Source organism: Marinobacter sp. NSM (assembly GCF_052380025.1).
Lineage (GTDB): Bacteria > Pseudomonadota > Gammaproteobacteria > Pseudomonadales > Oleiphilaceae > Marinobacter.
Map to the genome: position 1 here is coordinate 136,456 of NZ_JBQTCK010000007.1, position 23,760 is coordinate 160,215.

23 protein-coding genes and 1 pseudogene are annotated in these 23,760 nt (G+C 58.0%); 4 read left to right on the forward strand and 20 right to left on the reverse strand.

Features of this window, described 5'->3' with window-relative positions; genetic code table 11:
• Nucleotides 1-53: 53 nt before the first annotated feature.
• The 4 genes from glnA (at nucleotide 54) to ntrC (ending at nucleotide 4,951) form a co-directional block, all read left to right on the forward strand.
• Nucleotides 54-1,457: a glutamate--ammonia ligase gene (glnA, locus tag ACTZWX_RS15140; protein WP_444714652.1), complete on the forward strand. Its 1,404-nt coding sequence runs from the start codon at nucleotides 54-56 to the stop codon at nucleotides 1,455-1,457.
• 198 nt (nucleotides 1,458-1,655) lie between these two features.
• Entirely contained in the window at nucleotides 1,656-2,180 is a 525-nt protein-coding gene (locus ACTZWX_RS15145; RefSeq protein WP_444714653.1) for a DUF4124 domain-containing protein, read from the forward strand.
• 240 nt (nucleotides 2,181-2,420) lie between these two features.
• The gene (gene glnL, locus ACTZWX_RS15150; RefSeq protein WP_444714654.1) at nucleotides 2,421-3,518 is read left to right on the forward strand and encodes a nitrogen regulation protein NR(II); all 1,098 of its coding nucleotides are present in this window, start codon (nucleotides 2,421-2,423) and stop codon (nucleotides 3,516-3,518) included.
• Nucleotides 3,518-4,951: a nitrogen regulation protein NR(I) gene (gene ntrC / locus ACTZWX_RS15155; protein ID WP_444714655.1), complete on the forward strand. Its 1,434-nt coding sequence runs from the start codon at nucleotides 3,518-3,520 to the stop codon at nucleotides 4,949-4,951. The genes glnL and ntrC overlap by 1 nt, the downstream gene beginning before the upstream one ends.
• Before the next feature lie 23 nt (nucleotides 4,952-4,974).
• Here the strand turns inward: ntrC and ACTZWX_RS15160 are convergent, their stop codons facing one another.
• The 20 genes and pseudogenes from ACTZWX_RS15160 to ACTZWX_RS15255 all read right to left on the reverse strand — a co-directional run bounded on the left by ACTZWX_RS15160 (nucleotide 4,975) and on the right by ACTZWX_RS15255 (nucleotide 23,689).
• Nucleotides 4,975-7,638: a DUF6701 domain-containing protein gene (locus ACTZWX_RS15160; protein ID WP_444714686.1), complete on the reverse strand. Its 2,664-nt coding sequence runs from the start codon at nucleotides 7,636-7,638 to the stop codon at nucleotides 4,975-4,977.
• A 186-nt stretch (nucleotides 7,639-7,824) separates the two neighbouring features.
• Nucleotides 7,825-8,463, reverse strand: a pseudogene (locus ACTZWX_RS15165) (glycine-rich domain-containing protein); the annotation flags it as partial.
• Between the two features lie 32 nt (nucleotides 8,464-8,495).
• On the reverse strand, nucleotides 8,496-8,891 hold the full coding sequence (locus ACTZWX_RS15170; protein ID WP_444714656.1) for a hypothetical protein: 396 nt from the start codon (nucleotides 8,889-8,891) through the stop codon (nucleotides 8,496-8,498).
• On the reverse strand, nucleotides 8,881-9,666 hold the full coding sequence (locus tag ACTZWX_RS15175; protein WP_444714657.1) for a type II secretion system protein: 786 nt from the start codon (nucleotides 9,664-9,666) through the stop codon (nucleotides 8,881-8,883). The genes ACTZWX_RS15170 and ACTZWX_RS15175 overlap by 11 nt, the downstream gene beginning before the upstream one ends.
• Nucleotides 9,666-10,184 (reverse strand): type IV pilus modification PilV family protein, encoded by a 519-nt coding sequence (locus ACTZWX_RS15180; RefSeq protein ID WP_444714658.1) that lies wholly within the window; start codon nucleotides 10,182-10,184, stop codon nucleotides 9,666-9,668. The genes ACTZWX_RS15175 and ACTZWX_RS15180 overlap by 1 nt, the downstream gene beginning before the upstream one ends.
• Nucleotides 10,181-10,609 carry a type II secretion system protein gene (locus tag ACTZWX_RS15185; RefSeq protein ID WP_444714659.1) on the reverse strand — a complete coding sequence of 143 codons (429 nt, stop codon included), beginning with the start codon at nucleotides 10,607-10,609 and terminating at the stop codon, nucleotides 10,181-10,183. Before ACTZWX_RS15185 ends, ACTZWX_RS15180 begins: the two co-directional genes overlap by 4 nt.
• Nucleotides 10,610-10,681: 72 nt before the next feature.
• The gene (locus ACTZWX_RS15190; RefSeq protein ID WP_444714660.1) at nucleotides 10,682-11,170 is read right to left on the reverse strand and encodes a type II secretion system protein; all 489 of its coding nucleotides are present in this window, start codon (nucleotides 11,168-11,170) and stop codon (nucleotides 10,682-10,684) included.
• 38 nt (nucleotides 11,171-11,208) lie between these two features.
• The gene (locus ACTZWX_RS15195; protein ID WP_444714661.1) at nucleotides 11,209-11,730 is read right to left on the reverse strand and encodes a prepilin-type N-terminal cleavage/methylation domain-containing protein; all 522 of its coding nucleotides are present in this window, start codon (nucleotides 11,728-11,730) and stop codon (nucleotides 11,209-11,211) included.
• Between the two features lie 37 nt (nucleotides 11,731-11,767).
• Nucleotides 11,768-12,349, reverse strand: coding sequence for a hypothetical protein (locus tag ACTZWX_RS15200; protein WP_444714662.1), 582 nt, complete (start codon nucleotides 12,347-12,349; stop codon nucleotides 11,768-11,770).
• Nucleotides 12,349-13,578 carry a type II secretion system F family protein gene (locus tag ACTZWX_RS15205; RefSeq protein ID WP_444714663.1) on the reverse strand — a complete coding sequence of 410 codons (1,230 nt, stop codon included), beginning with the start codon at nucleotides 13,576-13,578 and terminating at the stop codon, nucleotides 12,349-12,351. Before ACTZWX_RS15205 ends, ACTZWX_RS15200 begins: the two co-directional genes overlap by 1 nt.
• Nucleotides 13,578-15,344, reverse strand: coding sequence for a GspE/PulE family protein (locus tag ACTZWX_RS15210; protein ID WP_444714664.1), 1,767 nt, complete (start codon nucleotides 15,342-15,344; stop codon nucleotides 13,578-13,580). The genes ACTZWX_RS15205 and ACTZWX_RS15210 overlap by 1 nt, the downstream gene beginning before the upstream one ends.
• Nucleotides 15,341-16,447: a tetratricopeptide repeat protein gene (locus tag ACTZWX_RS15215; RefSeq protein ID WP_444714665.1), complete on the reverse strand. Its 1,107-nt coding sequence runs from the start codon at nucleotides 16,445-16,447 to the stop codon at nucleotides 15,341-15,343. Before ACTZWX_RS15215 ends, ACTZWX_RS15210 begins: the two co-directional genes overlap by 4 nt.
• Nucleotides 16,444-17,283 carry an ExeA family protein gene (locus ACTZWX_RS15220; RefSeq protein WP_444714666.1) on the reverse strand — a complete coding sequence of 280 codons (840 nt, stop codon included), beginning with the start codon at nucleotides 17,281-17,283 and terminating at the stop codon, nucleotides 16,444-16,446. Before ACTZWX_RS15220 ends, ACTZWX_RS15215 begins: the two co-directional genes overlap by 4 nt.
• Nucleotides 17,283-18,968, reverse strand: a complete 1,686-nt coding sequence (mshL, locus tag ACTZWX_RS15225; protein ID WP_444714667.1) for a pilus (MSHA type) biogenesis protein MshL — start codon at nucleotides 18,966-18,968, stop codon at nucleotides 17,283-17,285. The genes ACTZWX_RS15220 and mshL overlap by 1 nt, the downstream gene beginning before the upstream one ends.
• On the reverse strand, nucleotides 18,965-19,294 hold the full coding sequence (locus ACTZWX_RS15230; protein WP_444714668.1) for a hypothetical protein: 330 nt from the start codon (nucleotides 19,292-19,294) through the stop codon (nucleotides 18,965-18,967). Before ACTZWX_RS15230 ends, mshL begins: the two co-directional genes overlap by 4 nt.
• A gap of 1 nt (nucleotide 19,295) precedes the next feature.
• A complete protein-coding gene (gene gspM / locus ACTZWX_RS15235) occupies nucleotides 19,296-19,973 on the reverse strand; it encodes a type II secretion system protein GspM (protein ID WP_444714669.1) in 678 nt (225 codons plus the stop codon).
• Nucleotides 19,970-20,590, reverse strand: coding sequence for a PilN domain-containing protein (locus ACTZWX_RS15240; RefSeq protein WP_444714670.1), 621 nt, complete (start codon nucleotides 20,588-20,590; stop codon nucleotides 19,970-19,972). The genes gspM and ACTZWX_RS15240 overlap by 4 nt, the downstream gene beginning before the upstream one ends.
• A complete protein-coding gene (locus ACTZWX_RS15245) occupies nucleotides 20,587-21,510 on the reverse strand; it encodes a biogenesis protein MshI (RefSeq protein WP_444714671.1) in 924 nt (307 codons plus the stop codon). The genes ACTZWX_RS15240 and ACTZWX_RS15245 overlap by 4 nt, the downstream gene beginning before the upstream one ends.
• 212 nt (nucleotides 21,511-21,722) lie before the next feature.
• Entirely contained in the window at nucleotides 21,723-22,262 is a 540-nt protein-coding gene (gene ssb / locus ACTZWX_RS15250) for a single-stranded DNA-binding protein (protein ID WP_374816049.1), read from the reverse strand.
• A 56-nt stretch (nucleotides 22,263-22,318) separates the two neighbouring features.
• Nucleotides 22,319-23,689 carry an MFS transporter gene (locus tag ACTZWX_RS15255; RefSeq protein WP_444714672.1) on the reverse strand — a complete coding sequence of 457 codons (1,371 nt, stop codon included), beginning with the start codon at nucleotides 23,687-23,689 and terminating at the stop codon, nucleotides 22,319-22,321.
• Between the last annotated feature and the right edge of the window lie 71 nt (nucleotides 23,690-23,760).

Below are 23,760 nucleotides of genomic sequence, written 5' to 3' on the forward strand. Positions count from 1 at the left end.
GCCCGCTGAACGATCCGGCACAACGAACACGACATCACTACGGAGCATGCACAATGTCCAAGACGATTGATTTGATCAAAGAACACGAAGTGAAATGGATTGACCTGCGCTTCACCGACAGCCGCGGTAAAGAGCAGCACGTTACCCTGCCCGCCACCGAGGTGGATGAGGATTTCTTTGCAGATGGCAAAATGTTTGATGGCTCCTCCATTGCTGGCTGGAAAGGCATCAACGAATCCGACATGATCCTGATGCCGGACGACGAGACCGCCGTACTGGATCCGTTCACCGAAGAAACCACTGTCAACATCACCTGCAACATTGTAGAGCCGTCTACCATGCAGGGTTATGAGCGCGACCCCCGCTCTGTTGCCCGTCGTGCCGAAGAGTACCTGAAGTCCACCGGCATCGCCGATGGCGCACTTTTTGGCCCGGAGCCCGAGTTCTTCGTGTTCGATTCCGTTAAATGGAACGTGGACATGCAAGGCGCGTCTTACCACATCCATTCTGAAGAAGCTGCCTGGGTTTCTGGCGAAGACTTCGATCGCAACAACATCGGCCACCGCCCAGGCGTGAAAGGCGGCTATTTCCCGGTTCCACCGGTCGACAGTCTGCACGACCTGCGTGGCGCCATGTGTGCAGCTATGGAATCCATGGGCCTGGACATCGAAGTGCACCACCACGAAGTGGGTACCGCCGGCCAGTGTGAAATTGGCGTTGGCGCCAACACTCTGACCCGCAAGGCTGACGAAGTTCAGATCCTGAAGTACTGCGTGCACAATGTGGCCCACGCCTACGGCAAAACCGCCACATTCATGCCCAAGCCGGTTGTGGGTGACAATGGTTCCGGCATGCACGTACACATGTCCCTGAGCAAAGACGGCAAAAACCTGTTCGCTGGCGACAGCTATGCTGGTCTGAGCGAGGCCGCTCTTTACTACATTGGCGGTGTGATCAAGCACGCCAAGGCCATTAACGCCTTCACTAACAGCTCTACCAACTCCTACAAGCGTCTGGTTCCGGGCTTTGAAGCTCCGGTTATGCTGGCTTACTCTGCCCGTAACCGCTCTGCCTCTATCCGTATTCCGTACGTCAATAGCCCGAAAGCGCGTCGTATCGAGGTTCGCTTCCCTGACCCGTCTGCCAACCCGTACCTGGCATTCGCCGCTCTTATGATGGCCGGTCTGGACGGTATCCAGAACAAGATCCACCCTGGCGATGCCATGGATAAGGATCTGTATGATCTGCCGAAGGAAGAAGCCCTCAACATTCCGAAAGTTGCAGAGACTCTGTCTGAAGCCCTGGACTGCCTGGAAGCAGACCACGAGTTCCTGACCCGTGGCGGCGTGTTCACCGAAGACATGATCGCAGGCTACATTGACCTGAAACGCGGTGAAGTTGAGAAGCTGAACATGACCACTCATCCGGTTGAGTTCCAGCTTTACTACTCCTGCTAATGCAATGCACCAATAAGGTGCATTGCATCTAGGCTTGAAAGCCCCGCCCCGTGCGGGGCTTTTTTGTGCCGTTTTTCTCAAATCCCACCAAACACCCCGCGCCCTTAACGATATGTAACCAAGGGATCGCCCTCCGGCGTTGAAATGCCCGCATCCGCCGCCGATAATCGAGACAGTTCACTACCGCAGGTTATTGTCATGAAAGCACCTCTCACGCTCGCAACCGGCTTGTTACTGCTGGCCACCGCATCCGCCCATGCAGAGGTTTACCGCCATGTGGATGCCCAGGGCAATGTAACCTTCTCGGACGAGCCCATGCAGGGTGGGGAAGAAATCGAGGTTAAACCGGTAACCACCATCACACTGCCAAAGCCTGACGCGGTGCGTGAGACCGAACAGCTGCTTGAGGAAGTGGAGCGCGAAGGTGCAGCCTATGAGAGCCTTTCCCTCGTCTCCCCTGAGAACGACCAAGCCTTCCACAGTGGCAACGGCGACGTCACCTTTGAAGTGCGTAGCACCCCCAGCCTGCGGCGCGGTCATCGATATGAGGTTACCCTGGACGGCCAACCAGTTGGCCAAAGCACTTCAGGCTCCATTACTGTCCGTAACGTTGACCGAGGCACGCACCAAGCGGGCGTTCACATTGTTGATCGCGACGGCATACAGGTGAAAAGCGGCCAGCCAATCACCTTTACCATTCACCGACCTTCGCGCCTGAACTGATATATACGCACTACTTTAGTGCAACCGCACCACGATAAAGCCATACTTTGGGCAGCGAAGGGGCAAAACCCCGGCTGCCTGTAGCGACAAGCTCCCCATCTGCACCAACCTACAGCACCCGGATGCCCTCCGGGCCCTGCTGTGCCCGGACTTAGACCATCGTCTTATCTCAGCAGGCAAAACTGGTTCGTTTTTTGCAAAATCGGTGTAACCATTATGAGTTTAAAACGGAAACCAAGCATGTCGTTCCAACCATCCATCTCGCTGGGAAGCGGTTATAAGAGCATTCTGGACAGCCTGACCACGGCCGTTCTGGTGTTGGGAAACGACCTGACCATCCGTTACCTGAACCCCGCCGCCGAAAGTCTGTTTGAAACCAGCATGACCCGTAGCCAGGGCCTGCCCCTGAAAGACGTTCTGCTTGATTCTGAGGACGCTCTGAAAACCTTGTATGCGGCAGCAGGCAATGGCCAATCCTACACCCGGCGAGAAGCGGAGTTCGCTTTACTGAGCGGCTCAAGGCTGACGGTGGACTATTCGGTGACACCCATCAGCCTTGAACCCATGGAGCTGTTGATCGAGATCCAGCCCCGGGACCGGCTGATGCGCATCAGCCGCGAGGAAGACATTATCTCCCAACAGGAGACCACCCGGATCCTGGTTCGCGGCATGGCCCACGAAATCAAGAACCCATTGGGCGGCATTCGAGGCGCGGCTCAACTGCTTGACCGGGAGCTGAACGACGAAGACCAGCGCGAATACACCCGGGTAATCATCGACGAGGCAGACCGCCTGCGTAGCCTGGTCGATCGTATGCTCGGCCCCAACAAGGCGTTGAAGATTGCCCCCACCAATATCCACGAGGTGCTGGAACGGGTTCGTACTCTGGTTGAGGCAGAGAGCAAAGGCCGGGTCCGCCTGAAACGGGATTACGACCCCAGCATCCCCGAGTTCCCGGGCGACAAGGAACAACTGATCCAGGCATTCCTGAACATCGCCCGCAATGCTATGGAAGCCGCCTTCGAGAACGAAAGCGGCACGCCTTCCGATGTACCGCCGACCATCACTTTCCGCACCCGTGCGCTTCGCCAGTTCACCATCGGCCACCGTCGTCACCGGTTGGTGTGCCGAGCCGACATCATTGATAACGGCCCGGGTATTCCGGCGGATCTTCTACAGAACATCTTTTATCCCATGATCAGTGGCCGGGCTTCAGGAACCGGCCTTGGCCTTTCTATTACCCAAAGCATCATCGGCCAGCACCGAGGGCTGGTGGAGTGTGAGAGCGAGCCCGGAAGAACCGACTTTATCATCTTCCTGCCTCTGGAGGACAACTAATGAGCCAACCGGCAAACGTCTGGATTATCGACGACGACAAGAGCATTCGCTGGGTGCTGGAACGCGCCCTGAACCAGGCCGGTATGCAGCCGCGGGTTTTCGACAGCGGCGAAAGCATCATGATGAGGCTGGAGCACGAACAGCCCGATGCCATCGTCAGCGATATCCGCATGCCCGGAGTAGACGGTATCACCCTGCTTTCACAGATTGTCGACAAGCATCCGGATGTACCGGTGATCATCATGACCGCCCATTCGGACCTGGAGAGTGCGGTCACCAGTTATCAGACCGGTGCCTTCGAATACCTGCCCAAACCCTTTGATGTAGACGATGCCGTGGCCCTGGTGAAACGCGCTGTGGCCCATAGTCATGAAAAGCGGGCTGCTAGCGAACCCCTGGCCGACAGTGCCCAGCGCAACACCGAGATCATCGGTGAAGCCCCGGCCATGCAGGAAGTGTTCAGGGCCATCGGCCGCCTGTCCCACTCCAACATCACGGTATTGATTAACGGTGAGAGCGGTACCGGCAAGGAACTGGTGGCCCAGGCTCTGCACAACCACAGCCCCCGGGCCCGCAACCCGTTCATCGCCCTGAACATGGCCGCTATCCCCAAGGATCTGATTGAATCTGAACTGTTCGGCCATGAGAAGGGTGCCTTCACCGGCGCCGGCGCAGCCCGCCAGGGGCGGTTCGAACAGGCCAATGGCGGCACCCTGTTCCTGGACGAGATCGGCGACATGCCAGCCGACACCCAGACCCGTTTGCTGCGAGTATTGGCCGATGGCGAATTCTATCGGGTAGGCGGCACCACCCCGATTAAAGTGGATGTGCGTATCATCGCCGCCACTCATCAAGACCTGGAAAAACTGGTGCAGGCAGGTAGCTTCCGGGAAGATTTATTCCACCGCCTGAACGTTATCCGCGTGCACCTGCCCAAGCTGGCGGAACGGCGGGAAGATATTCCCCGCCTGATGCAGCACTTCCTGAAACGGGCCGCCAAAGAACTGGCGGTAGAGCCCAAGTTGTTGCGCCCGGATGCCGAAGAGTACCTGACTACCCTGCCGTGGCCCGGTAACGTCCGCCAACTGGAAAACACCTGCCGCTGGCTGACCGTGATGGCCAGTGGGCGCGAGATTCACGTAGATGACCTGCCCCCCGAACTCCTGCACCAGGCGGAAAGCGAGCACAGCGCCACCGGCCAGACCTGGCAAGAAGGCCTGAAAAACTGGGCAGAGCAGGAACTGAAGCGCGGCAAGAAATCGATCCTGGACACCGCCGTGCCAGAGTTTGAAAAAATCATGATCGAAGTGGCCCTGAAGCACACCGGCGGGAGACGCCGGGATGCGTCTGTGCTGCTGGGTTGGGGCAGGAATACGCTGACCCGGAAGATCAATGAGCTCGGACTGGACCATCCAGAGGGAGAGGAGGATTAACCTCCCTCCCCGCCCGCTGGCTATCAGTTAGCTGTCACTTCGCGCCAGTAGATGATACGGTCGTTGCCTCGGTAGACGCCGAAGGTGGCGGTGGCGGAGGGGTCTGCCAATACCCCATCGTTGTTCCAATCATCTTCCAGCCACTCCGGTACATCCCAGGTCACCAGATCGGTGCCCTGGGTACCAAGAGGTTCCAAGCGCAATGGCCCGGCTGTGCCCTGGTCGAAAACCCCGGAATCCGCCAGCAGCGCATGGTGAGTTTCGGCCGAATCAATATCGGTCGTTGTCCATGTGGTGCAACTGTCCGCATCATGGGTAACAAACCGCCCGCCCTCAAAAGACTCCACCCTGAACGGCATAAACAAGGCCTCCACCGTTTCCGGGCCATAAACGTTCTCCATGATCAACCGGCCGTAGCGGATCTCAAAAGAGGCCTCCGGCTCGAAGTCATAGGGGGCGGCCTCCGCCTGAACACCGTCGGTATCCTGAACCGATGTGACTGTAAATTCTAACTGCGGCAAGAATGGCTCTATACGCGTGGCCGGGTTCTTCGGATACTCGAACTGATCGTTCGGGTTGAACGAGAACAACATCAGTCCGGGTTCCTGTACGCTGAGTACGGCCGCCTCCTGAGTGACAGAAAACGTCATTGGGTCGCCATTGGCATCGGTTGCAGCAAGGTCATTGATGGGAACAAGTGTTGAGACGCCGGCCACCGATAGTCGCCTGAAGCCGTCGGATGTGTAGTTTCGGGTTCGCCCACCCTGCACAGACAATGGCTCGAGCAGCGCGGTGGGCGCCATCAGCCAACCGAACGGTTGTCCCGTGTAAGTGAACTGCCCTGCCCCGCACTCCGCTGCAAAGGCGCCAGGGTCCACCGTAACCCGGAAGCGATCAGGATAGAAGCGCCCAACCGGAGCACTCCGACCCTGTGGCAGATCCCGCCCCAGGTAAGCGCCTGGCGCGGGGCTTGTGAGAAAGCGGAATACACCCACTTCGGACTGATCTACAGATACCGTGGTTTGCGCATCAACGGCTCGAGCATGATCGTAACTGCCAGGAGAAACCACACCGGTCTCGCCACCGGCAGGGGCCACCAACTCCACTTGTAAAGGAATGCCAGGCCGCTCGAAGTTTGGCGTGATCGGATTACCAACACAGAAATCCACATCTGTGTCACTCTGCCAACCTGCTGCGGTAATGGTCAGGTCAAAGGATTCCCCTGCCCTACGGAACAACGGGCAGGTCTCATCACCCTGGGAACAAGACGATGCCGCAGAAACGCAAAAGCCGGCGGGTACGCTCACAAAGCTGTCCGCACCTGGCATCAGCAGGCCGGCATCCTCGGTTGCCTCGCTGCCTTGGTACAGGGCGTTGAGCTGCATCTGACCCGCATCCGGGTAAATGATATCCACTTCGGCTATGCCCCCCGCGCCAAACCTCAGCTCCATGCTGGTCGGTGACGAAGAGGTGTTCCCAACGGCTACCCCATTAATCTCTACCATTCTGCTGACAGGCCTATCCATGTCGTCAGGCGATATGTAGGTTGACCAAAACTGGACTGTTCTGTTGACGTCTTCGAATGCCGGGACACAAGCCTGAGTTTGATCATCCCGGCGTACCGCACGCAGCTGAACCGGACCAGAGGCTCGATGGGACACAAGATCCGGTACTTCGAAGGCCAATCCTGAATCAACAAAGTTCAGGGTACAGTTGTCTGGCGCCAGCGGACCGTTCCCGATTCGACAAAGCGTTTGTGACTGCGGCCGAGTGGAGGGCTGGGAACCGATGACGTTCAGAGTGATCGCACCGGCGACTGTGTTCTGCAGTGCCACCGTTCCTGCACCACCAGTAATGCTGACGACGTTACCACCAACCCAACCATCCTCCGGGGCCAGCGTTGCAGTGACCGGATCGGAGAACAGCTGGTTGCAGTCAGCGTCAGCACAAGCACGAATCGTGACCGCTTCAGGCTGGCAGGTTAATGCCACACCGTCATGATCAATTTCGAAGTGATCAACTTGTACCCCGACAGGATTGAGCTTCAGTGCGCACAACTGCAACTCATCCAGCTCGTGGATATTGCTCGAGTCACCCGTGGACCCCGTAAGCGATAACAGGAAGTTTTCAGGCACCGCCGCTTGTCCGGCTGCACTCAGAACATCGAACGGCGCAATTAATTCTTCAAACCCACTGCCGGTATTTCGCTCAACAGCCACAATGGCCTGGCCAGGCAGCCTGGAATCCACCGTTATTCGATACCGGTGCGGATTATTCGGCCCGGTCGAATCTATACCCGGGCTGAGTGTTCCCGTACCTGCCAAATATCGATATCCATCTGCACCCGAGCCAGACCCTCGGATTGAGACCGAATCGGTGATCTGACCAACTCCTCCCTGCCGACCGTCAGCTTCAGCAGAAAAGTTTCCAAATTCATCGATGCCAATCCCCAGCCAACCACCGGCAAACCCGGCATCTCCATTATTTCGCTGGGCATAACCGAGCGACCCACCAAAACTGCCAGGTTGTGGTGTAATGGCGGCATCTGAGAGCACCACTGCAATGCCATCAGCGCCGTTGCCCCCATACGCATAATAATCAAACTCCAGAACCACAAGATTTTCAGCTCCGGGAATTTCTCTCTGCAGCGTGGCTGCCGTTGACTGATTGCCAACAGCCTCCGTCATGCGAAGCCGACCGCCTACGACACTCGGAGTGAAATTTCCCGAGGATACTGACGTTACCCAGTCGCCGAGATTTAGCGCCGAACCGTTGAAGTCATCGGCAAAACACTGGTCTGGCTCCTCCACAACATAACTGATACGAATCTTACCTGGCGCGCCAGAGCCGCCACTCGCATTGAAACAAAAAGAAACGAAACCACAGTCAGCGCCACCGCCCCCTCCGCCGGGCGAAGCTCCCTGTGCGCCTGAAGAGTTTGAACCACCATTTCCACCAGCACCGCCTCCGGTAACGGCAGTTCCGCCGCTGCTTCCCGAGCCGTTATTCCCCGGAGATCCAGAGCCTGCAGAACCTCCGCCACCACCTCCACTTGCGGAAGCATTCGCGCCACGCCCACCACTGAATGTCACATCACCAACACTGCTAGCTGCGCTTCCACCAGCTCCCCCCGTGGAGTTATTTTGGCTCACTCCGGCACCACCCTGAGCGATCAATACTGACGGACTATCAAACCAAGTGCTGGCACCAGCATTATTGCTCCCACCGCCGGCACCAATACTGAGATTAAAAGTCTGGCCAGCCGTCACCTGGAATGACCGGGAGGCGTAAGCCCCACCGCCACCGCCACCCGCTTCAACTGCACCTCCCAAGAAACCACGTGACACAGAACCGCCCCCGCCGCCGCCACCCCAGACCTCAACAGTGATATTCCTGACATTATCTGGAACCGTAAACTGGTCTGGGCCTGGCTGATTGATCTCTACCACTTCCTGAGCCAACCCGTGAGCTGCAAAAAGAGCAAGACTCAACAACAGCATCATTCCGCGCATCACTGAACTCTCTTTCTTACGTGATCGGAAGCTCAAAGTAGCCTGACCTCAACCGCTCTTTTCCCTTCACTGGGTGTCGAAATACCGCACCGGCCTTCGCTGCGAATGACAACCCCCTGACCAGGCGCGTTCGTAAAGCAACTCACTATCGCGCTGCACTCTTTCAATCCGCCTACTGTGAAGGAGAAAGTACCAGAGAAACACTGGGGGCCACTAATCGGTTGGAGCGCCCTGCCAACGCCAAGCTGCGCACCACTTTCCGCGGCCAGAAAAGCCCGCTGTGATTGAATCTGAAGACTAACACTGTTGGCCGAGCTCTCCTGAAGCTGGGCCATGCCTGTTACCAGCAGGGCCAACACAGTGATCACGAAAATGGCTACCGGCAAACCAGCGCCGGTTTGTTGTTTAAAAGACAGTTCAGGGTACATTGCGAATTTGCACCTCCTGGCTTATTCGAGTGGTCTCGTCACCGTTCAGGTTTGCCAACTCAAATTCAAAATTCACCACCGCCGCCCGTCGCAACGAGGGTGGCGTTACTTTCAGATTGAACGAACCGCCGACCAGGTTGGCACTCATAACCTCCCGAGTTCCACCGGCTCCGTTCAGGGCAGCAGCAGAAGGCTGAGTGGAACCTGGAGGGTACCCGCTGAATCGATAAAGCCATTGCCCAACCTGACAAACACTGACCGGACCAGTGATGGCGTAAACGCGTTTTTCCGGTGAGCGCTCGCGAAAACGATGACTGGCGGACAGTTCAATGGTTGTATCACTATCCGCGACCGCATTAATGGCCGGTGAAACCGGCCCTGGATCGGAGGTGCCGTACAGATCGGACTGGGCCGAGCCATAGCCGTATACCACCAGCCGGGCACCGGCGGGGACTGCTCGGCCGAAGGGTACTATGCTCACTCCATCAAAGCCTGGGCCTGTTGTCAGGGATTCATAGCCGGTGCCGGCAATCACCGGCAGCCATTCCAGACATTCGCCGTTCTCGCGAACGGACAGGGGAAACGCTTCGCGCACCTCCCGGGTGATTTGCTCACTGATCACCACGCCTTTCAGCGCACGTTGTTGCCGTTCACTGACATCAAGGGCTCCACGTGTGGACAGGGAGACAAACTGTACCGAGATGGTGGCCACAATGCCCAACAGCACGATGACCATCACCAGCTCGACCAGGGTGAATCCCTGTTGCCGGCGCATCAGAAATTCCCCCGGTAGGCGCTGAAAAGATAGGTGTTCCCGGAAGAATCGGTAACGGTAATATCGATGCGTTTGGCTTCATGATTGCCCAGGCCCACTTCGGTGCCTGCACACGCCACCGAAATAGACACCTGAAAATTGTTGTAGCCCGGAAGCGTTTCTTCCTCGCTGTTCTCGGGCGGCGCGTTATTCAGGGTGTGATAATCGTCCACATCATTGAACGTGCGCCGTGTTTCGCCATCCGGCCCAAGGTTGTTGCAATCCGCGTCGCCGGCATCCACCGCTCCGCCGCCCACTGGCGAATCATGGGCAAAGGATTTGGAGAGGATTTCGTCCATGTAGAGTTGCGACAATGCCACCGCACGGGTCTGATTCAAGGGATCAGCGCTTCGGCCGGTAATCAAGGCAAAGGCACCAACGACGCCGGCGATGGCAATGCTGATAATGACAATGGTCATTACCAGCTCCACCAGGGTCGCGCCCTGCTGGCGAACACCGGGTCGCCGGAAAAACCTCATGAACAAGGCCCCTGATACACGGCGCCAAGGGAGCTCAGGCACAGGATAAAGTCACTGTCGCCTGAGATCTGGAATTGGAGACTTTGACCACTGAACGGTGCCGCCAGGCGCCCCATTCGGTCGAAGTTGATGGTAAACCCGCCGCCAGGAATCGGTGTGAGCCCGGATTGACCGGCTACCTGATACGCCACACTGGCGCCCTCACGGCGGATGGAAAACAGGGAATCCGCCGCCTCGAACTCAAAAGCATTCGAGGTTTGGCGGATGGTCACGGAATTGGAGGGATTGCCCGCCAGCGCTGCTTGTTGGGCAAGCAGCGTGGCGGAGGCTAGTTGTTGGGTGGCCAACAACGGAGAGAAAGCGGTGTTTCTGGCAAACAGGCCAACTCCCAAAACGGTTAGTGCCCCAATGAGGACGATAACCATAATGAGTTCGACCAAAGTGAAGCCCGCACTTCTTCCAATCAACGTTGTTGTAACCTTCAGAAATTCACAGCGTTAGTCACATGTGTCATTTGTGGCGTTCCAAGTCTCCGTTACGGGCGAAAAGGCCGGCGCAACATTCGCTCCGGTTGAGCCCGTGTATGTGAAACATGGACTGTTATCGGAAGGATTCGAAACCGTCACATAGGCATCTGTACCATCTTCTTCAACCGTGAAATCCGACAATTGTGCTGCATCTTGAAGTGACGTAGAGGCGAGGAAACCATTCAGCAAATCGATATCAGTACCCTCGAGTGAGAATACTGCCGAACCCGTTGTGTCAGATTCTCCTGCTGCGAGCGCTTTAGAACGAACAATAGCTGACGCTGACTTTGCACTACCAAGCGCGCCTTGAACGGTTGCAAGCTCGGCTTCCCCGCCCAAATCCGCAAACCGCGGCAAAGCAAACGCCGCCAGAATACCCAAAATCACAATCACCATAACCAGTTCGATCAGGGTGAAACCTTTCTGCTTTCTTGTCTGAATTGCGTTCATCATTGTCATTACCTCTTCTGGGGTCTACTTAAAATCGTTTTTCGATATTAGTTGATGACGGTCACTATGGAGCCGTCAGTGGTGTCGTAGGTGATGGTGCTGTTCTGGCCATCAAGCTGGTACTCGTATTCGCATGCGGTTGTGTTGGTCACAGCGGCCCAGTACTCCGCGTTGGCATTAGCCGCTGATTGCTGGTCGATGGTGGGAGCGTTGGACTGCATCAGGCCTCGCCAGATCTGCACGCAGCGCGCCTGGTTTGGTGCGGTGGTTGTTCCGTCAGTTGAGGTGGCCCAACCATCTTCATTAACTGCCACATCGCCGTCGCCAAAACCATCAACAGCACTCACGGCTCCAGTCTGGCCATTCGCCACCCACTGAGCCTTAGCCAAAGCCACACCCGCGCTCAACGCACCAGCGGTACCCTTTATACTCGCCTGATGCGCCTGCTCCGAAAGCTGCGCAAACCTCGGCAGCGCAAACGCCGCCAGTATCGCCAGGATGGCAATCACCACCACCAGCTCGATCAGGGTAAAACCCTTTTGTTTTTGCTTGCTGTTGTAGTGCATCATTCGTCGCCTCTTGCCTGTGATCTGTCGTGTTATCCCGTCAGCGGCTGGCGTCCTGCCCGCTCACTGTGGTTTCTGTAAACGGCACCGGTACCAGTTTCAGGCCGGTTGGCCGCTGTGCTTGCACCCGTAGGTTGTTCCGGCTGCGGTTTGCAAATTCGGTTGTCAGTGCCCAGGCGAAGGGGTGACCGGGTTCTGCGAGCTGCCCTTCAATGGTTATCGGCTGCTTTGGGTTATAAATTAACCAACCCTTGCCATCTTCGCCTGTTTCTTTTTGTTGCCCGGGACGAAAGCACCAGTCACCTTGCTTCGGCTCCCCATCGCTACATTCGCCCGCGTACATGGGCCATTGGTGATCCAGCCAGTCGAAGGGGTTACGCCCTTCCAGTTCTTCCAGACTGCCCTGCCGGCTCAGCATGGTTTCGGCCCCTTTCACCACCAGTGCCGCCCGTAATTGGCTCAACACCATGTTCACGCTCTGTTGTTCCGCCCGCTGCAGTTCGCCTTCCAGTTTGCCCAGTAACACCCACCAAAGAATGAACAGCACCAGCAGGGCAACAAACAGCCGCATGCGCCGGGCGTTGGCCAGCCCACTGGCGGAAGACCAGGCCGGTTGGCCCACTAGCCGCGCCCCATGGCGGCGGCTCCCAGGTCCCATATGGGCAGGAACACGCCCAGCGCCAATATCAGTACCAGGATGCCCATGGCCACAATCAGGATCGGCTCTATGGATTCCGCCAGCCGTTTAAGGCCGTAGTCCACGTCTTCGTCGTAGAAATCCGCCACGTTGTTGAGCATGTCATCCACCGAGCCGGTTTCCTCGCCCACGGCGATCATCTGCAAAATCAGCGGGGTGAACATTTCGCTGGCGCGGGCGGTGCGCAGCAGGCTTTCGCCGCGCTCGATGCCCAGGCGCATATCCTTGATGTGGTGGGCAATCCAGGCGTTGTCGGTGGCGTCAGACACTACCGTCAGTGCATGGGTTACCGGCATGCCGGCCTTGAGCATGGTGGCAAAGTTGCGGGCGAACCGGCTCAGGGTAATCAGTTCCAGCAGGGGGCCAATGATAGGAAGCTTCAGCTTGTAGCGATCCCACAGTTCCCGACCCTGCTCTGTCTGCCTCCATTGGCGCACAACCAGCCCGCCGGCCGTCGCACCAAACAACATGATGTACCAGTAATTCAGCAGGAAGTTGGAGGTGCCCACCAGGACCTGAGTAAGGAAGGGCAAGTCGGCCCCCATGCGGCTGAACACCGATGCAAACCGGGGAATGACGAGAAAGTTCACCACCATCAGGGCCGCCAGCAGAGCCACCACCACAAAAGTGGGGTAACGAAGGGCCTGTTTTAACCGGCGTTTGGTGTCCCGTTCCAGTTCCAGGATTTCCGACAGGCGCTTGAACGCGTCGTCCAGCATGCCTGTGTTCTCACCCACGTGGATCATGGCAATGAACAGATCGGAAAACACCTTCGGGTGCGCCTGCATGGCCGTGGCCATGGTGTTACCACCTTCCAGGCGATTGGTGATGTCTTCCAGTACCTCCGCCAGCGCCGGTGAACGGGAGGTTTCCGCCAACCCACGCATGGTACGGATCAGCGGGATGCCCGCTTTGGTGAGTGCGTGCATTTGCCGGCAGAACACAATCAGTTCATCCAGCGTCACTTTTTTCCGGAAGATGGCCAGGTTGTTTACCCGGTCCATGCCGGATTGGGTTTGCACCTGTTCCTGAATGGCCAGAGGGGTAATACCGCGGCGCATCAGTTCACTGGCGGCCGCGTCCACATTGGCGGCGGTCAGTGAACCTTGCTGGACAACTCCTCGGTTGTCTTTACCCCGGTAGCTGAACTGCATCAGTCGTCCACCCCTATGGCGCCGTCGGCTGCCAGGTCGTCACCTTCCAGCAATGCTCCTTCAGTGGTTGCCGCCACCCGTGCAACCTCTTGTAAAGAGGTCACACCCTGCAGGGCATAATCCATGGCGCACTGGCCCAGCGGTCGGAACAACGGGCTCCTGCGGGCAGCCCGTGTAAAATCAGACACGTCCTTTCTACGCAGGGCATCCAGCATGTCTTCGTTCATTTCCAGCATTTCGTACACGCCGACCCGCCCCTTGTAACCGGTGTTGCTGCACTGGTAGCAGCCACGGCCGTGAACGAATCCGGCTTCGATATCCAGCGGGTCCAGGTCGAAGGACTGCAGCCATACCAGTTCCTGCTCGGTGGGCTGGTAGGTTTCCTTGCAGTTATCGCACACCCGGCGCACCAGGCGCTGGGCCACCACGCCCAGCAGGGAGCTGGCCACCAGGAACGGCTCAGCGCCCATGTCGATCAGACGCATGGCACTGCTGATGGAATCGTTGGTGTGCAGGGTGGACAGTACCAGGTGCCCGGTCATGGCGGCGCGCAGGCCGATTTCCACGGTTTCGTGGTCCCGCATCTCACCCACCAGGATGATATCCGGGTCTTGCCGCAGGGCGGAGCGCAACACCGTGGCAAACTCCAGCCCGATTTTCGGGTTTACCTGCACCTGGGTGATGCGCGGCAGCCGGTATTCCACCGGGTCTTCGGCGGTAATGATCTTCACTTCCGCCTTGTTCAGTTCGGTCAGGGCACCGTAGAGGGTTGTGGTTTTACCACTACCGGTGGGGCCGGTCACCAGAATCATGCCGTGAGGCTTCTTGATCAGCTTGCGGAAACGTTCCAGCAGGTGCGGCGGCATGCCAGTGCTTTCCAGGTCCAAGGTGCCCTGGCTCTGATCCAGCAAACGCATGACCACCGATTCGCCGTACTGAACCGGCATGGTGGATACCCGCACGTCAATGCTGCGGCCTTTCACCCGCACATTGAAGCGGCCATCCTGGGGCAGGCGCTTCTCGGAGATGTTGAGCCCCGCCATCAGCTTCAGGCGCAACACCAAGGCGGCGTTTACGCGCTTTTCTTTCATCACCTGTTCTTGCAGTACGCCATCCACCCGTTGGCGAATGCGCACTACGGTTTCATCCGGCTCGATATGGATATCGGAGCTTCTGGCTTGCACCGCATCCTCAAACAGGGTCTGCAGAAGTTTGACCACCGGGGCGTCGGCGCTTTCTGACTCGGCTGACAAATCGGCAAGATCGAAGGCATCGTCGCCCAGTTCGTCTTCGAGTTCTTCCGCCAGGGAGGCGATTTCATCGGTGCGGCGATAGACCAGGTCGAGTGTATTCAGCAGCTCGCTTTCCCGCACCACCGCCTGTTTGATGGGCTGCTTGAGCACCCGCACCAGTTCGTCGTAGGCGAAGATATCCAGCGGGTCCGCCATGCCCACCAGCAACTCACCGCCCTGATCCGCCAGCACAATGGCCCGGAACCGGCGGGCCATGGCTTCCGGCAGTCTCTTTACGAGCTCGTTGTTGAACTGGTAGTGGCGCAGCTGAACAAAGGGCACGTCTAACTGGCGGGACAGGATGTTGAGCAGGTTGTCCTCGTCCACGTACCCCAGGTCAATCAGGGTACGCCCGAGTTTGCGGCCGGTGCTTTTCTGCTCACGCAGGGCGGTCATCAGTTGTTGTTCAGTGATGACGTCATTCTGAACCAGCAGGTCGCCTATGCGGATTTTCTTTTTCGGTTCCGTGGTCATGATTCCGCCTGCAGTACTGAGATGCGTTGCCGTGCGTAGTCCGCCAGCGAGGCGGATAATCCGGGCATGACCGCGGCCTGAGCGTAGGCCTGCAGCGCACTTCGGTTGCGCCCACCGGTTTCCAAAGCAATGGCCAGGCCCAGCCACCAGGCGCCCTGGCTGTCATCGTGGGCGATCAATTCAGACCAGTGGCCAGCGGATTCGTCTGCCTCACCGGCCTGCTGTAACAGGGTTGCCAGGGTAATGCGATATTCCACCTGTTCAGCCACCGGGGGCACCCGGGCCTGCAACGTAGCCAATGCCAGGTTAAGATCGCCCTGCGCCAACTGGGCGCGGGCTTTCAGCAATCTCAAGCCGGCATACTCGTTGGTCACGGAATCCGGCAGCCACTCCAGGGCTCGCCCGGGCCTATCCAGAACCAGCATCTCCCGGGCAAAGACTTCCCGACTTTGGGGAGCCGATTGTCGGGTGGTCAGTGCCGCCAGCACACGCTCAGCCTCACCATTACGGCCTGACGCCAGCAATCTTTCCAGCTCACGGCTAGTACGCAGGTCCACCGCTTCCGGTGTTTCCCGTTGCTGTTTTACCGATGTTTCCGGGGCCCGGCTCTCGGTGTTCGCCTCAGGCGCAGCGGGTTGTGGCTGCGTTTGCGCCAGCTGGATAACGTCGGGCTCATTCTGGGCCGCCGCGGGCTCCATATCGGCAGGTTTCAATTGCTCGGGCGCAGTCTCGGTTACCATCGCCGCCTCAGCAGTGGGAGCATCATCAGGCGTTGATGGTTCGGTTCTGGTTGCAGGCTCAGCAGGCAACGGTTCAACAATGACCTGTGGCTGAGCGGGTGTCTCCGTGATCTCTTGTATTTCAGGCATCGGTTCAACGCTGGCGATTTCGGCGACAACCACCTGCTCTTCAGAATCACTAGACAGCAACCACCAGGCGCCCGCGCCACTGATCAGCGCCAATACCAGAATTAACAAAAGCACGACCGGCGCCCTGGACCGCCCTGTATCCTGAGCCATCGGCTGGCCAGTGTAGGCACCAGCCAGTCGAGTATGATTCTGGCGCTCCTCAGCCGCTCGCAGGGCATCGTTCAACAAGCTCATACCCACCTCCGGATCCAGGAAACGGGGCGAGCACTCTCTGTGTCTTTCACCGCTTGTAAGGCGTGCTTCCTGGTCACCTGCCGCTCTCCCCGGCCCCAGGCCGCCAGCATGGACTTATGGGCCAGGACATTGACCAGCCGGGGAATACCACCGGAGGAGCCCCAGATGACTTTCAGCGCAGCCGGGGCAAAAATGTCTGCTCCGTTGTAGCCGGCCTGGGCCAGGCGGTGCCGAAGATACTGGGCTACGGAATCCTGGCCCAGTGGCTGCAACCGGGTCTGGAAGGTGATTCTCTGGCGCAACTGGCGCAGGCTGTCCCGCGCCAGCAGGGTGTCCAGTTCCGGCTGGCCAAACAGCACAATCTGCAACAACCGGGTGCTTTCGGTTTCCAGGTTGGTCAGCAACCGCAGAGCCTCAATGGTTTCTTCGGGCATGGCCTGGGCTTCATCAATCACCAGTACCGCCGGGCTTTGTTCCATGGCCAGGGCAATCAATCGCTGGTTCAGCGCCTTGAGAATCTGGTGGCCGTTACTACACCCGGCCACGTCGACACCCAGTTCCTCGGCAACCGCCTCATAGAGGGTCTCCGGCGGCAGGTTCGGATTGGGTATGTAAGCCGTGCAGGCGGTCTTATCCAGTTCGTTGAGCAGCAAGCGGCAGAGCAGGGTCTTTCCGGTGCCCACCTCGCCAGTCACCTTGATAAAGCCTTCCCGTTGCTGCAACGCCACCAATAACAGCTCCAACGCATCGGCATGACTGGGCGCCCGGAGGAAATATCGGGTTTTTGGCGTCAATGCGAACGGTGCTTCCTGCAGTCCAAAATGGCTTTCGTACATCAGCGGGGGGCCGTCTCCGCCTGGGGTTTAACCGACTCTGCCGAGTTCAGCAGATCTCTGAGCACGTTCATCCGCTCCCGGCTGGCCTGCACATCCGCCTGCATTTGGCCAGCATTGGCCACCATGGGCCGTATCAGGATGACAAGTTCGCTCTTGCGGGATTCGAAGCGGCGCTGCTTGAACAATTCCCCCACCAGCGGAATATCGCTGAAGAAGGGTACGGCAGAAGTAGTGTCTTCACTGGTGTCCTGAATCAAACCACCAATCACCACAATCTGACCACTCTCTGCCCGAATCACGCTGTCGGTTTCACGCACCGTGCTGCGAGCCAACGGCAGGGTGACATCCCGCTCGCCAATGGTGATGACCTTTTCCTGATCGTTCACTTCACTCACTGACGGGTGTACGTGCAGTGTTATCGCGCCGCTGTCGGAAATCTGCGGGGTAACATCCAGGGAAATACCGGAGAAGAAAGGTGTCAGCTCCACCGAGGTCGAGGTTCTGTCGGTGGCCGTCACGGCCGAGTTGTTATCGTCGAAATCAATATCGGTTACGAAGAACTCGTCAGTACCCACCTTGATAACGGCTTTCTGGTTGTTGATGGTGGAGATGCGCGGGCTCGACAGAATCTGCACGTTGCCCTGCTGTCCCAATAACTGAATCACCGCCGCAAAGTTTCCTTCGGTAATGGTGGCAGAGAACAGCCCGCCAATATCACCGGCCCGAATGGCTTGACCTGTCAGCTCTTGGGCCAGCACGTTAGCGCCCGCGGAGTTGGTTTGCAGATCTGCCCAGTTGATACCCTGCTGGTAGCCCTCATTCAGGGTGACTTCCAGAATCTTCGCTTCCAGAACAACCTGGCGCTGCATGATCAGTTCAGTCCGGCGCAGGTAATCCTCCACCATTCGCAAATCTTCAGAACCCGCCCGAACCATCACCAAGCCAGCACCGGGGTTGACCACCACCTGGCCATCATTACCAACAATCATAGCCACCGTCTGGCGAATGTCCTGCCAGAAATCGGATTCGGTGTCGGTTGAGATAGTGGTACCTACCAGGTTTCGGGTTTCGGTACCGGTACCCGAATTGCCGTTGGCACGGGCGCTACTGACCTGTCCGGAGCTCACACGGGTTTCAGAACCGCCACGGCGCTTGAAGTGCAGGTAATCGATAGGAAACAGCCTCGCCTGCATTCGGTCTTCCGCCACCCGGAACAGGCGGCCATTACGCTGGATATCCAGGCCGTACAAGTCCGCGGCTATGTCCATTACCTCCGGCACAGTGACATCGCTCAGGCGCAAATCAATTGGGGTCGTAACACCCGGATGGACCACTACGTTGTATCGGGTGCCCTCCACCAGCGCTTCGAAGAAGCTGGCAGCCGGGATACCCCGGGCATTCACATCAAAGCGTTCGTCCTGCTCCCGGGCGCTGGACAGTGGTGGCAACAGCTGACTGCTGATATCCGCAGCCGAGGCCTGATCAGATTCACCGGAGGCGGCGCCCGAGCCAGGGGTTTGCGGCTCTGCCTCAGCCAGCGCCTGGTCAATCTTATCGGCAACGTCTGTTGAGGTTGCTGCAGAAGTGCGCATCAAAGGGTTGTTGGCACAGGCAACCAATGCCAATGAGAGCATGGCGGCTGCGAGAGGTCTGAGTGTTGTCATCATGGTCCGACTGTCTGTCATGGCGTTCTCCGCACCTGCGGGAGCGGTTCCGGATACAGGGTTCTGGGCAGGCCTCGATCGGTCACTTCCACCCGGTCTTTAAAGATACGGCGCACGCGTATGTTGTCGTGGCTGTCGCCTTCTTGCAGGGCCACACCGTCAATCACCGCAATCCGCCGTTCCTTGCCCAGCAGGATTGAACCCAGCTGAATGTTCCGGGCGGGCGACACCACGGCCGGTTGTGATTCAGCGCCGGGAGGCCGGGTCGGATCCTGTAAGGCATAGGCCTGAGACGAACTCAGCGCCGCCAGCATGATCATCAGATATCGGAACAACGGATGTGTCATTTCAAACTCCCAGCCAGGCGGCATCAAGGCTCAGGGTGCGCACCCGAATGGTGGCCTCACCTTTGGGCCAGGCACCGGTCTGATAGTCCAACTGCATCCACCCCAGGCGCTCATCCATGGCTTCCAGCCGCTGCAGGTACGCCAGCACATCCAGATAACCACCTCGGACGGTCAGCTCCACATCGTGGGCATAGAGCAGGGGTTCCGCGGCTTGTAGATTACCCGCCTCCGGCTGGGCACCGTCATAAACCGGTGTTGGCGTGCGCAATGTCATGGATTCCAACTGCAAGCCCTGTTGAGCTGAGAGCATGTCCCGCAACAGCGTGACCATGTCCCTCGGTGCGATCAGCTGCCCGGTAGTCTCGGTAATTTCCTGATCCAGCCGCTCCAGGCGGCTTTGTCGAGAAGCCAGTCGCTGGCGCAACGCCTCCGAAGGGTCACCGGCCAACTGGCTGTTGAGGGTTTCCTGCTGGCTAAGCAAACTGTTCTGCGTAGCCGTTAGTGCCTGCACACGGTTGTTGAGTTGCTGCTGCCGGGTTTCCACTGGGGTCATCAACAACTCCCAGGCCAGGACAAGCGTGAGCACACAGGCAGTCACGACAATCAAGACCCGCTCACGGACCGGGCGGTCGTTGTACCATTGCGCAGTGGTGGCCAGGGAGTCTGTCAATCTACTCATCGCCCCGACGCCTCCCCCGGTTGTGTTGCAACACGAAATTCCACCCACTGATGATTGGCTTCGTCGTCTGGCCGCTGCAACCGGAAATCGCCAAAGGTTTCACCAACAAACGCCGGCTCGTCACCCAGGCGCGCAAGGTAGCTGGGCACCAGTTCTGCCGCCCGGGTTCTGCCCTCGAGACGCATGGCCGAGGGAAGCGATTGCAAGCGCACGGCTGTCAGCCAGAGGTCCTCTGGAACCTGGCGCGCCAGGGCCGAAAGCCGCCCGGAAAAACCACCGTGGTTGTGGGTTGCCAGGCCTTCCACCCGTTCGAGCAGACGCTGCCTGCGAGCAATTGTCTCAGTAATCCGCGCCAGCGAGGCTTCGAGCTCAGGGTCTGGTTGCCTCGCCTGCACCTGGTTGGCCATGGTGGCAACCGCCGTTTCCAGATTCCGGTTCTGCTGTTCCAGCCGCTCTATCTGTTGCTCCAGTGTCTGATTGTGCCAGCGGCCAAAAGCCATGACGGCCACGAGTATCACCAATACGATCCCAACCAAGGCTCCGGCCGTACCGGCATGCAGCCGCTGACTTGTTGGGCGAAGTTCCTGGGTATACAGGTTCACCTGTTGCCTGATCATGCCTGATCCCCTTGGCCAAGCGCCGCACTCCAGGCGGGCAGGCATCGGCTATCAAGCGCGTCAGACAAGCCAAACTGGCTCCACTCAGGCACCTCAATACCGGCCGCCATGTACGATGAGAGCATGGAGTTCAACGGCAATACCGAATCCTGGGCCACCAGTTGGATGGTTGACGGTGGCACCTGGCCGAGCTGGCTCTCGAAATAGTCCATGGAACGCTGCATCTCCAGCGCCAGGGATTGCACAGCATTCTCCTGACTGGAGGCGTCCCGCAGATCATCATAAGAAAGCTCAAGACGGCGGGAGAGATACAGGGTATCGCCCTGGCATATGACCATCTGGCCATAGCGATCACGAAGATGAACCAGCGCCACACCTCTATTCGATTGATCCAGCCGGGCCGCCAGATTCCGCATGGCCAGCTCGGCAATATCGATTCGATCCAGCTCAAGGCCTGCATCCGCTACCAGACCAATCAGCTCGCGAACCAGTGATTTCCGGGCTGCAACAACGTTCACCAACGGGCCACGCCCACGGGACGCGTCTTCCGGAAATGCAAACACATCCGACACGGCGTCGGCCGGGCTGAAATCGAGAAAGTCCTTGAGCTTCCATTTGAGCGCATCGGCCAGCTCACTGTCCTCAACACCCTCCGGACGCTCAACCTGAAACACCTGATATTGATCAATGGGCAGAACCAGAACCGCAGGAACACCAGCCCAGCCCTGGTCGTCCACCAGCTTGCTGAGTGTTTCCTGCCGTTGTGAAGGAACACACTCAACAAAGCCCAGCGACTGCCCGGGCGTAGCAGCGGCTCTGGCCCAGGCAATGCCATCCGGGCGCACCTCAAGACAGACAAGCTGTCCCGAAGGCTTGCGGCGGATCAGTTTTTGTAGCGTCGTAACAAGATTCAGGATCATGGATTCCCAGGTCGTGACCACAGCTCTGCTGCCGGCCGGCGTGCACAAGGTGTTTAAATTATCAGCACTTTTAACACAAGCTTACATGATAGTTTAGAAAGTGAACGTAACTCTACGTTTCACCGACTGATTTCACGGAGATTTTGCAACTCGTTAACAAAAAAACCCGCGCAAAGCACGGGCTTTTTGATTGTCGATGAGCTGGATCACATTCAGAAGGGAATGTCGTCATCAAAATCATCAATCGGTTCCGGCATGCCACCGCCCTGCTGCCCTTGTGGGTTATACCCTCCGGACGGCTGCTGCGCCTGACCACCCTGCTGCTGGGGCGGAGCATTATACTGAGATTGGGGTTGCTGCTGCGGACGGCCCTGGGGAGCGCCCTGGTTCATGCCACCTTCGCCACCGCGGCTGTCGAGCATCTGCATCTGGCCGTTGATGTCTACCACAATCTCGGTGGTGTATACGTCCTGTCCTTCTTTATTCTGCCACTTGCGGGTTTGCAGGCGACCCTCGATATACACCTTGGAACCTTTACGCAGGTACTGGCCGGCCACTTCCGCCACCTTGCCGAACAGCACAACCCGGTGCCATTCGGTTCTCGGTACCATCTGGCCAGTCTGGCGATCCTTGTAACTTTCATCGGTAGCCAGGTTGAGATTCACAACCGCGTTGCCATTCGGGGTATAGCGGGTATCCGGGTCCTGGCCCAGATTACCAATGAGAATTACCTTGTTAATGCCTCGTGCCATCATCTGCTCCTGATCGATTTTCCGGAACGCGTGCGGTCCATGCACGCATCCTTTGTTTAAGAACCTTTACCCTGCCGCACAAATTCAAAGTGCGCAAGCTGATCTTCATGAAAATGCTGACGGTCCACTTTTAAGTAAGCGGTTGCCGCATCTTCCACAATCACCACGTCCTGCACACCGGGCAGGCGGCGCAATGTCTCATCAATCTCATCAAAACCGGCAGGCAGCACCTGCTCCAACTCAACCACAAAGCTCGTGGTGTAATTCGGTGCCGGCATCGTCAGCGCTACCAGAAACCAGGTAGCCAAACCACCGGCCATTAACCAGAGAACGCCTTCCAGGCCGGCCGATTGTAGCAAGTAACCGCCCAGGGCACCGCCGAGAAACGCACCAAAAAACTGCGACGTCGAGTAAACTCCCATCGCGGTCCCCTTGCTGGCGGCCGGAGCTTCTTTGCTGATCAATGAGGGCAGGCTCGCTTCCAGAAGGTTAAACGCCATAAAGAAGAAGAACAGTACGCCCCAGGCCAGCCAGAGACTCTGCTCCACACCGGTCAATGCGGCCGTTGCCAGCGAAAGCAGGGCGATGGCACCGCAAAGCACCGGTTTCATCACCCGCTTTTTCTCACCAATGATGATAAACGGCACCATGGCGAAGAAGGATGTCACCATCACCGTCAGGTAGAACCACCAATGGGAAGCACTGGCCAGCCCCAACTGGTCCTGAAGCATGGTGGGAAACACCAGAAACAGCGCCGTCAGGGCAAAATGGAGGATGAAGATACCGAAGTCCAGCCGCAGCAGGCGACCGTCCCGCAGCACCCGCCCGACCATCTCCCTCGCGGGATGGGTATCCGCGCTGACTCTGTGGGCATGGGGTGTTGGCACCACTCTGGCTACGATGAACAAGGCCACCATGGCCATGGCTGCCGTTGCATAGAAAATGCCGGACAATCCCCAGAGCGAGCCCAGCAGGGGCCCAACCACCAGTGATACCGAGAACGACAGACCAATGGAAATGCCCACCATAGCCATTGCCTTGGTTCGCTCTTCCTCGCGGGTCAAATCGCTTAACAGGGCCATCAACACGCTGGCGATCGCGCCTGCCCCTTGAAGAATCCGTCCGGCAATCACAACGTATATGGAATCCGTGGACGCTGCCAGCAGGCTTCCAACGGCGAACAGCACCAGCCCGATATAGATCATCCGCTTGCGGCCAACCCGGTCAGAGAGCAAGCCGAACGGAATCTGCAACAGGGCCTGACTCAAACCATAGGCCCCAATCGCCAAACCAATGAGCGCAGGCGTTGCGCCCTGCAGATCACTACCGAGCAAAACGAACACCGGCATGACCATGAACAGGCCAAGCATACGCATTGCGTACACCGAGGCCAAAGCCGTTACAGAGCGTTTTTCAAGCGCGTTCATGCTTACCTGTGCCGGATTGAACAAATTGGGAAGGCAGCTACTCGCTGCGAGCGGCGCATTGTACCAGATGC

Coding starts and splice junctions, on each gene's coding strand:
- glnA (WP_444714652.1), top strand. CDS start 54: ATGTCCAAGACGATTGATTTGATCAAAGAACACGAAGTGAAATGGATT.
- ntrC (WP_444714655.1), top strand. CDS start 3,518: ATGAGCCAACCGGCAAACGTCTGGATTATCGACGACGACAAGAGCATT.
- ACTZWX_RS15160 (WP_444714686.1), bottom strand. CDS start 7,638: ATGACGGAGGCTGTTGGCAATCAGTCAACGGCAGCCACGCTGCAGAGA.
- ACTZWX_RS15240 (WP_444714670.1), bottom strand. CDS start 20,590: ATGATCAGGCAACAGGTGAACCTGTATACCCAGGAACTTCGCCCAACA.
- ACTZWX_RS15255 (WP_444714672.1), bottom strand. CDS start 23,689: ATGAACGCGCTTGAAAAACGCTCTGTAACGGCTTTGGCCTCGGTGTAC.
- ssb (WP_374816049.1), bottom strand. CDS start 22,262: ATGGCACGAGGCATTAACAAGGTAATTCTCATTGGTAATCTGGGCCAG.
- ACTZWX_RS15185 (WP_444714659.1), bottom strand. CDS start 10,609: ATGGTTATCGTCCTCATTGGGGCACTAACCGTTTTGGGAGTTGGCCTG.
- ACTZWX_RS15145 (WP_444714653.1), top strand. CDS start 1,656: ATGAAAGCACCTCTCACGCTCGCAACCGGCTTGTTACTGCTGGCCACC.
- ACTZWX_RS15215 (WP_444714665.1), bottom strand. CDS start 16,447: ATGAGCTTGTTGAACGATGCCCTGCGAGCGGCTGAGGAGCGCCAGAAT.
- ACTZWX_RS15175 (WP_444714657.1), bottom strand. CDS start 9,666: ATGCGCCGGCAACAGGGATTCACCCTGGTCGAGCTGGTGATGGTCATC.
- ACTZWX_RS15210 (WP_444714664.1), bottom strand. CDS start 15,344: ATGACCACGGAACCGAAAAAGAAAATCCGCATAGGCGACCTGCTGGTT.
- mshL (WP_444714667.1), bottom strand. CDS start 18,968: ATGACAGACAGTCGGACCATGATGACAACACTCAGACCTCTCGCAGCC.
- ACTZWX_RS15245 (WP_444714671.1), bottom strand. CDS start 21,510: ATGATCCTGAATCTTGTTACGACGCTACAAAAACTGATCCGCCGCAAG.
- ACTZWX_RS15190 (WP_444714660.1), bottom strand. CDS start 11,170: ATGACAATGATGAACGCAATTCAGACAAGAAAGCAGAAAGGTTTCACC.
- ACTZWX_RS15170 (WP_444714656.1), bottom strand. CDS start 8,891: ATGTACCCTGAACTGTCTTTTAAACAACAAACCGGCGCTGGTTTGCCG.
- ACTZWX_RS15180 (WP_444714658.1), bottom strand. CDS start 10,184: ATGAGGTTTTTCCGGCGACCCGGTGTTCGCCAGCAGGGCGCGACCCTG.
- ACTZWX_RS15220 (WP_444714666.1), bottom strand. CDS start 17,283: ATGTACGAAAGCCATTTTGGACTGCAGGAAGCACCGTTCGCATTGACG.
- gspM (WP_444714669.1), bottom strand. CDS start 19,973: ATGAGTAGATTGACAGACTCCCTGGCCACCACTGCGCAATGGTACAAC.
- ACTZWX_RS15205 (WP_444714663.1), bottom strand. CDS start 13,578: ATGCAGTTCAGCTACCGGGGTAAAGACAACCGAGGAGTTGTCCAGCAA.
- ACTZWX_RS15230 (WP_444714668.1), bottom strand. CDS start 19,294: ATGACACATCCGTTGTTCCGATATCTGATGATCATGCTGGCGGCGCTG.
- glnL (WP_444714654.1), top strand. CDS start 2,421: ATGTCGTTCCAACCATCCATCTCGCTGGGAAGCGGTTATAAGAGCATT.
- ACTZWX_RS15195 (WP_444714661.1), bottom strand. CDS start 11,730: ATGATGCACTACAACAGCAAGCAAAAACAAAAGGGTTTTACCCTGATC.